At 65.4% G+C, this 10,967-nt stretch carries 11 protein-coding genes; 4 read left to right on the top strand and 7 right to left on the bottom strand.

All coding sequences use genetic code 11. The features are described 5' to 3' along the window. The first annotated feature begins 222 nt into the window (after window positions 1-222). Together EGJ86_RS17245 and EGJ86_RS17240 are read left to right on the top strand one after the other, a co-directional pair. Window positions 223-813 (top strand): TetR/AcrR family transcriptional regulator, encoded by a 591-nt coding sequence (locus EGJ86_RS17245; RefSeq protein ID WP_074675792.1) that lies wholly within the window; start codon window positions 223-225, stop codon window positions 811-813. Between the two features lie 27 nt (window positions 814-840). Then, window positions 841-1,950 (top strand): NADH:flavin oxidoreductase, encoded by a 1,110-nt coding sequence (locus tag EGJ86_RS17240; protein WP_125835933.1) that lies wholly within the window; start codon window positions 841-843, stop codon window positions 1,948-1,950. A gap of 140 nt (window positions 1,951-2,090) precedes the next feature. Here EGJ86_RS17240 and EGJ86_RS17235 read toward each other — a convergent pair whose 3' ends face one another. Both EGJ86_RS17235 and EGJ86_RS17230 read right to left on the bottom strand, forming a co-directional pair. Beyond that, window positions 2,091-3,308: a glycosyltransferase family 1 protein gene (locus tag EGJ86_RS17235; RefSeq protein WP_125835932.1), complete on the bottom strand. Its 1,218-nt coding sequence runs from the start codon at window positions 3,306-3,308 to the stop codon at window positions 2,091-2,093. A gap of 58 nt (window positions 3,309-3,366) precedes the next feature. Next, on the bottom strand, window positions 3,367-4,269 hold the full coding sequence (locus EGJ86_RS17230) for a LysR family transcriptional regulator (protein ID WP_092380167.1): 903 nt from the start codon (window positions 4,267-4,269) through the stop codon (window positions 3,367-3,369). 79 nt (window positions 4,270-4,348) lie between these two features. Between EGJ86_RS17230 and EGJ86_RS17225 the strand changes: the two genes are divergently transcribed. Further along, window positions 4,349-5,458, top strand: coding sequence for an SRPBCC family protein (locus tag EGJ86_RS17225; protein ID WP_092380169.1), 1,110 nt, complete (start codon window positions 4,349-4,351; stop codon window positions 5,456-5,458). On the opposite strand, the gene cysZ is transcribed toward EGJ86_RS17225, so the two are convergent. Further along, window positions 5,432-6,196, bottom strand: coding sequence for a sulfate transporter CysZ (cysZ, locus tag EGJ86_RS17220; RefSeq protein WP_045734193.1), 765 nt, complete (start codon window positions 6,194-6,196; stop codon window positions 5,432-5,434). The two genes, EGJ86_RS17225 and cysZ, sit on opposite strands and share 27 nt — an antisense overlap. A 415-nt stretch (window positions 6,197-6,611) precedes the next feature. Between cysZ and trxB the strand changes: the two genes are divergently transcribed. Then, on the top strand, window positions 6,612-7,559 hold the full coding sequence (trxB, locus tag EGJ86_RS17210) for a thioredoxin-disulfide reductase (protein WP_125835931.1): 948 nt from the start codon (window positions 6,612-6,614) through the stop codon (window positions 7,557-7,559). A gap of 112 nt (window positions 7,560-7,671) precedes the next feature. Here the strand turns inward: trxB and EGJ86_RS17205 are convergent, their stop codons facing one another. The 4 genes from EGJ86_RS17205 to EGJ86_RS17190 form a co-directional block, all read right to left on the bottom strand. Beyond that, window positions 7,672-8,832 carry an AAA family ATPase gene (locus EGJ86_RS17205; RefSeq protein ID WP_125835930.1) on the bottom strand — a complete coding sequence of 387 codons (1,161 nt, stop codon included), beginning with the start codon at window positions 8,830-8,832 and terminating at the stop codon, window positions 7,672-7,674. 21 nt (window positions 8,833-8,853) lie between these two features. Further along, the gene (locus tag EGJ86_RS17200) at window positions 8,854-9,222 is read right to left on the bottom strand and encodes a hypothetical protein (protein WP_125835929.1); all 369 of its coding nucleotides are present in this window, start codon (window positions 9,220-9,222) and stop codon (window positions 8,854-8,856) included. After that, complete coding sequence (locus EGJ86_RS17195; RefSeq protein ID WP_125835928.1) at window positions 9,219-10,049, bottom strand: SDR family oxidoreductase; 831 nt, start codon at window positions 10,047-10,049, stop codon at window positions 9,219-9,221. The genes EGJ86_RS17200 and EGJ86_RS17195 overlap by 4 nt, the downstream gene beginning before the upstream one ends. 217 nt (window positions 10,050-10,266) lie before the next feature. Next, window positions 10,267-10,731: a multidrug transporter gene (locus tag EGJ86_RS17190; RefSeq protein WP_106732823.1), complete on the bottom strand. Its 465-nt coding sequence runs from the start codon at window positions 10,729-10,731 to the stop codon at window positions 10,267-10,269. Window positions 10,732-10,967: the final 236 nt, after the last annotated feature.

Below are 10,967 nucleotides of genomic sequence, written 5' to 3'. Positions count from 1 at the left end.
GCCGCGGCGGGGCGCGGTGCTGCGCGCGCGCCCGCCGCGGGGGTGGGGGGGGCGGGGGGCCGCGGGCCGCGTTCTTTTTTTGGTGGCGGTTCCCCCCCCCCCCCCCCCCCCCCCCGCTCCTACCTGTTCTGGCGTGGGCATCCGTCTTGTGTGTTCTAGCCCTTAATCACCATTATCAATAGTGCTGTGCCGAGCGAGACGACCGGTCATATGCTCGGCGCCATGAACAGCATTCGACTCGACAAGCGTGACCTGATCCTGAGCAAAGGCTCGGCGGTGATGACGCGCCGTGGCTATCACGGCACCGGCGTGCTGGAGATCGTCCAGGCGGCCGGAATTCCCAAGGGCAGCTTCTATCACTACTTCGCCAGCAAGGAAGACTTCGCCCTGCAGGCGTTGGCCTTCATCTATCGGCCGCGCCTGGCGCGCTATGCCCAGGCACTCAATGACCCAGCGCTGAGCCCGCGTGCGCGCATCCTCGCTTATTACCGCGACCTGCTGGCGCATTTCGCCAGGCAGGAGACGCCGCAGTACCACTGCTTCATCGGCAGCCTGAGTTTCGAGATGAGCGAGATGCTGCCGGCGATCGGTGCCGAGGTCGCGGCCATCCAGCAGGCGTCGGTGGAGATCCTGCGCGACTGCCTGGAGCAGGCGCAGGCCGCCGGTGAACTGCCGGCCGACGAGGACTGCGGCAACCTCGCCACCTTCATCAGCGACGCCTGGCAGGGCGTGTTGGCTCGCCTCAAGGTGGGCCGCAACCTGCAGCCGCTGGAAGCTTTCGTCACCCGCCTGGAGCGTTTGCTGCAGGCCTGATTACCGTTCGACCCCAGAGGAAAGATGATGAACGCACCCGTTCAAGCCCTGTTCGCCCCGTTCCGCCTCGGTAACCTGGAGCTGCCGACCCGTGTGGTCATGGCGCCGATGACCCGCTCCTTCTCGCCCGGTGGCGTGCCCAACGCCAAAGTCGTCGAGTACTACCGTCGCCGCGCTGCCGCGGGTGTGGGCCTGATCGTCACCGAGGGCACCACGGTCGGCCACAAGGCTTCCAACGGCTACCCGAACGTGCCGCGTTTCTACGGCGAAGACGCCCTGGCTGGCTGGAAGCAGGTGGTCGACGCGGTGCATGCCGAAGGCGGCAAGATCGTCCCGCAGCTCTGGCACGTGGGTAACGTGCGCAAGCTGGGCACCGAGCCGGATGCCAGCGTTCCTGGCTTTGGCCCGATGGAGAAGGTCAAGGACGGCCAGGTGGTCGTACACGGTATGACCCAGGCCGATATCGATGAGGTGATCGCTGCCTTCGCCCAGGCTGCGCGCGATGCCAAGGCCATCGGCATGGACGGCGTGGAGATCCACGGCGCCCACGGTTACCTGATCGACCAATTCTTCTGGGAAGGCAGCAACCAGCGCACTGACCAGTACGGTGGCGACCTGGCAGCGCGTTCGCGTTTCGCCATCGAGCTGATCCAGGCTGTGCGCGCCGCAGTCGGCCCGGACTTCCCGATCATCCTGCGTTACTCGCAGTGGAAGCAGCAGGATTACACCGCGCGCCTGGTGCAGACCCCGGAGCAGCTGGAGGCCTTCCTCAAACCGCTGTCCGACGCTGGCGTGGATATCTTCCATTGCTCGACCCGCCGCTTCTGGGAGCCGGAGTTCGAAGGCAGCGACCTCAACCTGGCGGGCTGGACGCGCAAGCTCACCGGCAAGCCGACCATCACCGTCGGCAGCGTCGGTCTGGATGGCGAGTTCCTGCAGTTCATGGTCAAGACCGACAAGGTGGCCGAGCCGGCCAGCCTGGAAAACCTGCTCGAGCGCCTGAACAAGGAGGAGTTCGATCTGGTCGCCGTGGGCCGCGCGTTGCTGGTCGACCCGGACTGGGCGCTGAAGGTGCGTGAGGGCCGCGAGCAGGACATCCTGCCGTTCAGCCGCGATGCGCTGACCACGCTGGTCTGAGTCCGTTTCTATCGGGCGTCGCGATCCGACGCCCCGTTTTCAGCCCCGGCACATCGGGGCTTTTTTACGTCTGCTGTTTGATGGGGCGCCGCACGAACCAGTTCGGCATCGCGTCAGGTTCGCATTACGCACGGCGCACCCTACGGGGAATCTGAGGTTTTGCTCGGGATCGCCACCGGGGTGTCGAGGTGCACCGGCTTTGTTCGTTCGGGCGCCGGCTGCATGGCGCTGCGCAGGTGCTGTTCGAACAACGCGACGATGTCGTCCCAGCTCAGATGGCTGGCATGTCGGCGGGCGTTGAGGCGGATATGCCGCAGTACCTCCGCATCACCCAGTAATTCACAGGCGGCTTCGCAGAAGCCTGCCTCGTCACCGGGACGGGCGAGCAGGCCGTTGTGGCCGTGATGGATATGTTGGGCGGCCGCTGCCTGGTCGAACGCCACCACGCCGAGGCTCGAGGCCAGGGCCTCCAGCACCACGTTGCCGAAGGTTTCCGACAGGCTGGGAAACAGAAATAGGTCACCTGACGCGTAGTGCTCGGCCAGCGTTTCACCGCGCTGCAGACCGCAGAAAAGCGCCTGCGGTAGCTGCGCCTGCAGGCTGGCGCGCAGTGGCCCGTCGCCAACCAGAATCAGGCGCATACGGCGGTGCGGGTGGGCCGTCTGCAAGGCTCGGAAGGCCTTGACCAGCAGGCCTAGGTTCTTTTCCGCCGCGAGGCGACCGACATGCAGCACCGCCAGGTCATCCGGCCCCAGGCCCCAGCTTTCGCGCAGGGCGTCGCTGCGCCGGCGTGGATGGAACAGCTGGCTGTCGACGCCACGGGCGAGCAGGGCCAGGCGTTCGAAGTCGCGGCGTTCGAGGTCGACCTTTTGGCCAATGCTCGGCACCAATGTCAGTTGCGTGCGGTTGTGAAACCAGCGCAGGTAGTTGGTCATGGCCCGGGTCAGCAGGCCGATGCCGTAGTGCCCGGTGTACTGCTGGAAATTGGTGTGAAAACCACTGACCACCGGGATCGCCAGGCGCCTGGCGGCGCGCAGTGCAGAAAGCCCCAGCGGGCCTTCGGTAGCGATGTAAAGCACGTCCGGGCGTTGCCGCTGCCAGCGCCTGAGCAGCTTGTGCAGCGACGACTGGCCCCATTGCAGGCCAGGGTAGCCGGGGAGTGGCCAGCCTTGGGTCAGCAGCAGGTCATCGTCGGCGTCCTGCGCGTGGTCGATGTCCTGGCGCGGCCGTATCAGTTGCACGCGGTGGCCACGGCTACGCAGGCCGTCGACCAGGCGACCGAGGGTGTTGGCCACGCCGTTGATTTCCGGCGGGAAGGTTTCGCTGATCAGCGCGATATGCAGAGACGGTGCGTTCATAGGCCCAGTCTCTGCCCGGGTCATGTAGTGCACATGACGTTTCGATTGCGGTTATGTGTCAGGCGAGCAGGCCGTGCAGTTGTTCGCGTAGCCAGGCATGTGCCGGGTCGTGGTGCTGCTCGCGATGCCAGATCAGACTGATCTGCACGGCGGGCATGTCGAAAGGCAGCGGCGCGACCTGTAGGGCGAAGAGCGGCGCGAAGGCGTCGGCCAGGCGCGCGGGTATGGTGCCGAGTAGGTCTGTGTGGGCGACGATGGCCGGAATCGGCAGGTAGTTGGGCAGGTGCAGCGCAGCCTGACGCCGAACTTTGGCCGAGCCCAGGACGATTTCCAGTGGTGAGCCACGTCCTGCTCGCGGCGTCACGATCACGTGGCGAGCCTGTTGGTAATCCTTAAGGTTCAGGCCGCCGACGAAGGCTGGATGATCCTTGCGCCCGATCACCACCAACGCCTCCTCGCGCAGGGGCGCGTAATGCAGGTCGGGCGAATCGACATGCAGATAATCGATGGCCAGGTCCAGGGCACCGCTCTCCAGGCGCGGCAGCAGGTTGTCGGCGTCGTCGCTGTGCGCGACAACCTCAACCTGTGGCGCGACACGGGCCAGATGCGCCTGCAGCATCGGCAGCAGCGCGGCCTGGGCGTAGTCGTTGAGCGACAGGCTGAACACGTGTGGCGCCTGCACATCGAAAGGCTCTGCCGGGCCGAGGCCGGCCTGCAGCAAGTGCAGCGCCTGACGCACGGGTGGGTAAAGCGCCAGAGCGCGCGCGGTCGGCGTCATGCCGCGCGCAGTGCGCTGGAACAACTCCTCGCCCAGTTGCTGACGCAGACGGGCGAGGGCGTTGCTGACCGTCGACTGGCTCAGGTGCAGACGCTGGGCCGCGCGGGTCAGATTGCCCTCCTGCATCAGGGCATCGAAGACCAGCAGCAGGTTGAGGTCGAGCTGGCGCAAATTCGTTATCACGGATAATGCTCTTTTCAAATATCCATTATTCGAATGATTTGGCCGGGCCTAGACTGCTGTCAATCCACAGGAGAGCGCCATGGCCTACAACAACGACAATGCCCAGGCTTTTCGCAGCGACTACCGGGCTGCCATCCATCCGCGGTACAACCCCTGGCTGCACGCCGCCTTCGTGCTGGCCTACGGGCTGCTCTGCATCGGCTGGCTCGGGAGTACGCTGGAGGCTGTGGCTCCCTGGCAGTGGCTGCTGGTGCCGGCGACGCTGGTGTTCTTCAGTTGGGGTGAATACCAGGTGCACAAGCGCCTCGGTCACAACAAGACGCGCTTCGGCAAACTCTTCTACAAGCGCCATACCGGCGATCACCACAGCTTCTTCGTCGAGGCGCTGATGCCCTACGAGACGACGCGCGACTGGCGGGTGATCCTGTTCCCGGCCTGGCTTATCGTTCTGTTCAGCCTGCCTACGTTCGCCGCCTGGTGGCTGCTGTCTCAGCTCGACGGCAACTTCGCCGCACTGTTCGCCGGCAGCATGCTGCTGGGTTACATGACTTACGAAGTGGTGCATGCCTGCGAGCACCTGCCGGCCGAGCACCCGGTGTCGCGCTTGCCGTGGATTCGCCAGATGCGCCGCCTGCATGCGCTGCACCATCGCCGTGAACTGATGCATTCACGCAACTTCGGCATCGTCCATCCGCTGATGGACTGGCTGTACGGGACTCTGCACTGGGAGCCGGAGGCGATTCATCAGCAGAACCGCCAGCAGCATCGAATCACTATCGCCCAGCCTGCCGAGCACGTGCTGGCCTACGCCGCCGCGCCAAGCCACTGGCCGCAGTGGCACCCGTCGTCACTGCGCATCTATGGGCGCGAGGGGGCCTTGCTTGCGGGCGAGCGTTTCGAGGAGGACATTCATGCCGGTGGTCGCGCCGGGCATCTACGCTGGGACGTGCTCGACTATCAGCCGGCCCAGCGTTGGCAGGCCAGCGCCCAGGGCGAGCATGGCCTGCATTTGCTGCTGACCTACGAGTGCGTGGCGGTGGAGGGCGGCTGCGAGTTCGTGCGCACCCTCGAATACGGTTTCGCCGGCTGGCCGATGCGCCTGGCCAATGGCCTGTTCATGCGCAGGCGCATCGAGCGCGAGTCGCAGGCGTCGATGCAGGCGTTACACGATATCCTTGCGCGAACCTAGCGCCTGCTCGCCGCGCTCGCGCACCCAGAACAGCGTGGCGCCGGCCACGGCAGCCGGCATCATCAGGATATTCAGCCCCGGCACCAGCAGCGCGGCGTAGGTGATGCCGCCGAAGCTCAGGCTCTGCCAGCGTTTCTCGCGCAGCCAGGCGAGCATGTCCTGCCAGCTCATCTTGTTGTTGTCCGCCGGATAGTCGATGTACTGCACGGCCATCATCCACACGCCGAACAGCAACCAGAGCGGCGCGGCGACCAGGTTGACCACCGGGATGAAGCTGAGGATCAGCAGGCCGATGGCGCGTGGCAGAAAGTAGGCCAGCTTGCGCATCTCGCGGCCCATGGTGCGCGGCACCATGGCCGCCAGCTCGGCCCAGCTAAACGGTGGGAAGTGATCCTCGCCGCGCGCCACCACCTCGACCTTCTCCGCAAGAAAACCGTTGAAGGGCGCGGCGATGATGTTGGCCAGCAGGGTGAAGGTGAAGAACACCATCAGCAGTACCAGCACCACGAACAGTGGCCAGAGGATGTACTGCAGGAAGCTCAGCCAGTTCGGCAGGGAAGGCATGAAGGTATCGACCCAGCCGCTGAACTGCTGCACGGCAAAGCTGATCATGCTGACGAACAGGATCAGATTGATCGCCAGCGGCAGCAATACGAACAGACGCAGGCCGGGACTGAGTACCAGCCTCAGGCCTTCTCGCAGGTATTGCGGGCCGGACAGGACGGGAGCGGCGGGCATGGCGGTCTCCTGAGTGGTTGATGCGCGCGACCATACCGACTTTGCCTGCGCGGTGAAAGTTCAGCCATGGGTAGGGTTCAACCCGACGGCCATAGGCGGATTCTATTCGCTGAATTGGCAATGGATATTTCCGCTTCGCCATCCGCCTCGATAGCCTTGCGCCCAGTTTCATTTTAGGGCGCCTCTAAAAACGTAGGCGAGGCAGTCAGCGCAAGGCAAACACAGGCGAAAAAGCGCAGTTTACGAGCTGTAAATGAGCATTTTGAGCCTGTTTTTAACGCAGCGATGACAACGCAGGTAGTTTTTAGAGGTGCGCTTTTTGCGGGGCTCTCATCCTTCCAAGCCTTCCCCTAGTGCTTCGAGAGTCCCTTTTTATTCTGGCCTGCCGGCCCTATGGGCCTGCGAGGAGTTAGCGATGTCCGCCGTTCGTCATGCCCGCGTCATCATCCTGGGTTCTGGCCCTGCCGGTTACAGCGCGGCGGTGTATGCCGCGCGCGCCAACCTGAAACCGCTGCTGATCACCGGTATCCAGGCCGGTGGCCAACTGACCACCACCACCGAAGTGGATAACTGGCCGGGTGACCCACACGGCCTGACCGGCCCGGCGCTGATGCAGCGTATGCAGGAACATGCCGAGCGCTTCGAGACCGAGATCGTTTTCGACCATATCAACGCCGTGGATCTGGCCGGCAAGCCGTTCACCCTGGTTGGCGACAGTGGCACCTATAGCTGCGACGCGCTGATCATCGCTACCGGTGCCAGCGCGCGTTACCTGGGGCTGCCCAGTGAGGAGGCGTTCATGGGCCGCGGTGTTTCGGCGTGCGCGACCTGCGACGGCTTCTTCTATCGCGGTCGCGAGGTCGCGGTGGTCGGCGGCGGCAATACGGCTGTGGAAGAGGCGCTGTACCTGGCCAATATCGCCAGCAAGGTCACGCTGGTCCATCGCCGCGAGACCTTCCGTGCTGAGAAAATCCTGCAGGACAAGCTGCGCTCGCGCATTGCCGAGGGCAAGATCGAGCTGCAACTCAATGCGGAGGTGGACGAGGTGCTTGGCGATGCCAGCGGCGTTACCGGCGTGCGCCTGAAGCAATACGGCGGCGCCTACCGCGAGCTGAGTGTCGAAGGGCTGTTCGTCGCCATCGGCCATACCCCCAATACCAGCCTGTTCGAAGGCCAGCTGGCGCTGAAGGACGGTTATCTGGTGGTCAATGGCGGGCGCGAGGGCAATGCCACCGCGACCAGCATTCCCGGCGTGTTCGCCGCTGGCGACGTCGCCGACTCGGTCTATCGCCAGGCGATCACCTCGGCCGGTGCTGGCTGCATGGCGGCGCTGGATGTCGAGCGCTATCTCGACGGGCTGTGAGAACACGTAGGGTGCGCTGTGCGCACCGCGCTTTGCTGGACCGTAGCTGATAGCGATCAGAAGCCGGGGCGCGCGGCGCACCCTACGGGTTGTTTGCATCAATCCGCAGATTTCAATCCGGCCACTGCCAGGGCGGCTCGTCGAGCATGCCCTGGCCGCGGATGCAGGTCTGACCGAGCTGCTTGTCCAGCTCCAGGGTGTTGCAGTCGGGGCTTTCCTTGAGCGTGGCGATCAGACGGCTGGCGTGGGAGACGACCCACACCTGGGTCTGCTTCGAGGCGGCGATGATCAGGCGACCGAGTGCCGGCAAAAGATCCGGGTGCAGGCTGGTTTCCGGCTCGTTGAGCACCATCAATGAGGGCGGCCGTGGCGTGAGCAGGGCGGCGACCAGCAGCAGGTAGCGCAACGTGCCGTCGGACAGTTCTGCAGCGCTCAGCGGGCGCAGCAAGCCTTCCTGGCGCAGCTCCACGGCGAAGCGCCCGCCCGCTTGAAAGTCGATATGCAGACGGCTGCCGGGAAAGGCGTCGTCGATGGCGGCGTCCAGTGCGGCGCGGTCGCCTATCTCGCGGATGGTCTGCAGCGCGGCGGCCAGGTCGCGGCCATCGTGATGCAGCACTGGTGTACGCGTGCCCAGTTGCGGTTGGCGCGCGGGCGCCTCGGCATCGCTGCGAAAGTGATCGTAGAAGCGCCAGCGGCGGATGGTTTCGCGTAGCTGGAAGACTTCCGGGCAATTCGGGTCGTTGCCGATCTGGTCGAACAGGCTGTCGTAGTTCGGCACGTGCTGGGCCAGCACCTGCCAACTGCGTCCTTCACGCATGCGCACCATGGGCCCGGCGCGATCCACCAGCAGCGAGGCGGGGCGATAGCTGGGGCCGGCCCAGATGCATTCGCGCTTGATCTCCGGGTCTAGGGCGAAGGCCGAACTGCTTGGCTCGGGTAGACCCAGGGCGATGGCATAGCCGAAATCCTCGCCGGCAAAGCCCAGACGTAGACGCATCACGTTCTGCCGTGGGCCGCCCTGTACGGGCACTTCGCCGCTGCGCATGCGCCGGGAAATCTTCTCTGGCCCGGCCCAGAAACTCGACTCCAGCCCACCTTCGCGCGCCAGCGCGTTGACCACGCCACCTTGTGCGGTTTCCGCCAGCAGGCGCAGGGCGCGGTAGAGGTTGGACTTGCCGCTGCCGTTGGCGCCGGTGATCAGGTTGAGCTGGCCCAGCGGCAGGATCAGGCTGTTGATCGAGCGGTAGTTGGCGACGGCGAGGGTATGCAGCATGCAGATGGTTTCCTGGCGGAATCAGCGGCCATAACGTGGCGAAAACGCCAGCCAGGCCAGCACCGGGTAGCAGAGGTAGTGAAGGCTGAACAGAAACAGGCCCATGGGGCTGGGCGTGTCCTGCAGGTACATCATGCCCAGCAAGCCCAGATAGAGCAGCCCGAGCACGCCGCCATAGAGCAGGGTGAAACGCCAGCGCTCGGCGTTGCTCGGTGCGCGCCCGGTTCGCCAGTGAAACACTAGTGCCAGACCGGCAGCGATGGCGGCGGCGATCAGCAGGGTGGTGAACACACCGCCTAGACGCACGAAGGTGCGCAGCAACAGGTTCAGCAGCACGGCAGCGATCACCCCCGCAACGGCGTAGTAGCGCACGGGCAGGCGCTGGCTCACAGCTGCTGCGCCAGGCCGAAACGTTTGCGCAGAACCCGTTCCAGCAGCGCCTTGGGCAACAGTGTGGCGAGCAGCGGCAGGGCGCGACTGCCATTGCCCAGGCGCAGCAGGCGTGGGCGTGTGTCGCGCTGCACCGCGGTCAGCAGTTGCGCGGCAAACTCGCTGGCCGGGGGCGGGTTGTCCTGCGAGGCCTTGGCGCGGGCGCGGATGCCGTCGCGCAGCGGCCACCAGGGCGAATCCTCGCGGATCAGCGCCTCGGCCTGCTGGCTGGCATTGGCGCCGAAACTGGAGGCGATGGCGCCTGGCTGCACTTCCATCACCTCGATGGAGAAGGGCGCCAGCTCCATGCGCAGGGCGTCGCTCAAGGCATGCACCGCTGCCTTGGAGGCGCAGTAGGCGCCAGCGAAGGGTGTTACCAGCACCGACGACACGCTGCCGATATTGACCACCAGGCCGCGGCTACGGCGCAGCAGCGGGAAGAACGCGCGGGTCACGCCAACGATGGAGAACACGTTGGTTTCGAACTGGCGCTGAATGGCTTCGACGCCGCCGTCGAGCAGCGGGCCCATGGCGCCATAGCCAGCGTTGTTGATCAGTACATCGAGGCCGCCGATTTCCTCGCTCAGGCGTGCGGCTAGCTGCTGCAGCGCGTCGCCGTCGTTGACGTCGAGTTGCACTGCGTGGAACCCCGCCTGCTCGAGCGCTGCAAGGTCACTGTCCTTGCGTGCTGTAGCCCACACCGCGTAGCCAGCCGCCTTGAAAGCCTCGGCCAGGCCGCGGCCGATGCCGCTGGAACAACCAGTGATGAGAACGCTGGGTTGAGGCATGCGCGGGACTCCCTGAGACGCGAATGGGGCTGCAGCTTAGCAGGCTTGGCGTGAGGTGATGGCGGACTGTTCGCCTAGGCTCCTGGGTCCGCCCTACGCGCTGGGTGGGGCATGGCGGAGATTCCCTGGCGATGGATGTTGAGCATTGTAGGAGCGAGCTCTGCTCGCGAACGCGTATGACGCCGCAAGCTTCGCGAGCAGAGCTCGCTCCTACAGGTTATCGAATGAATTTGCCTTGCAGGCGCTCGGCGCGAAACTCCAGCGTAGCCGGGCGATAGCCGCTGCGCAGGTCGGGCAGGGGCATGCAGTCGCTCCAGCTGGCGTCCGGCAGCAGCTCGCCGGGGCCGCTGTAGCGTGGCGACTCGTAAAGGCGCTGGGCCAGGTTGGTGGCATTGCCTGGGCGGTAGGCGGCGACTTCCCAGCGCAGCTCCAGCAGGGCGGCATCGCTGCCGTTCTTCAGGTCGATGGCCAGCGGACGATCAGCGGGGCAGCGCTGCGGGTCGTAGCTCAGGCGCAATTCGAGATGGGCGAGGTAACGCTCGTCCTGGCTTTCCTGCCAGAGCACCCAGGTCGCCACCAGGCCGAGACCGACCAGCGCGGCCATGGACACAGGCAGGGCCTTGGTGGGATAGCGAATCAGCAGGATCAGCCAGGTGATGACGAGTACGACACCGAACAGCATGAGGGCAGCCTTTTTGCGAAGTCTGCGTTCATCCTACACAAGGTGCTTTGTCAGGGTAACCGCGTGGGCTGTCGCAGGGTGTGACAGCTTTGGAGGTGGGCATGAGCAGTGGGGGGGGGGGGGGGGGGGGGGGGGGGGGGGGGGGGGGGGGCGCCCCCCCCCCCGAGGGGGGGGGGGGGGGGGGGGGCGGGGGGGGGGGTTGGGGGGGGGGGGGGGCTAGGGGGGGGGGGGAGGAG

Source organism: Pseudomonas sp. o96-267 (genome assembly GCF_003935465.1).
Lineage (GTDB): Bacteria > Pseudomonadota > Gammaproteobacteria > Pseudomonadales > Pseudomonadaceae > Aquipseudomonas > Aquipseudomonas sediminis.
This window is presented reverse-complemented; position numbering and strand designations above follow the sequence as displayed.

Coding starts and splice junctions, on each gene's coding strand:
- EGJ86_RS17245 (WP_074675792.1), top strand. CDS start 223: ATGAACAGCATTCGACTCGACAAGCGTGACCTGATCCTGAGCAAAGGC.
- EGJ86_RS17240 (WP_125835933.1), top strand. CDS start 841: ATGAACGCACCCGTTCAAGCCCTGTTCGCCCCGTTCCGCCTCGGTAAC.
- EGJ86_RS17235 (WP_125835932.1), bottom strand. CDS start 3,308: ATGAACGCACCGTCTCTGCATATCGCGCTGATCAGCGAAACCTTCCCG.
- EGJ86_RS17225 (WP_092380169.1), top strand. CDS start 4,349: ATGGCCTACAACAACGACAATGCCCAGGCTTTTCGCAGCGACTACCGG.
- cysZ (WP_045734193.1), bottom strand. CDS start 6,196: ATGCCCGCCGCTCCCGTCCTGTCCGGCCCGCAATACCTGCGAGAAGGC.
- trxB (WP_125835931.1), top strand. CDS start 6,612: ATGTCCGCCGTTCGTCATGCCCGCGTCATCATCCTGGGTTCTGGCCCT.
- EGJ86_RS17205 (WP_125835930.1), bottom strand. CDS start 8,832: ATGCTGCATACCCTCGCCGTCGCCAACTACCGCTCGATCAACAGCCTG.
- EGJ86_RS17195 (WP_125835928.1), bottom strand. CDS start 10,049: ATGCCTCAACCCAGCGTTCTCATCACTGGTTGTTCCAGCGGCATCGGC.
- EGJ86_RS17190 (WP_106732823.1), bottom strand. CDS start 10,731: ATGCTGTTCGGTGTCGTACTCGTCATCACCTGGCTGATCCTGCTGATT.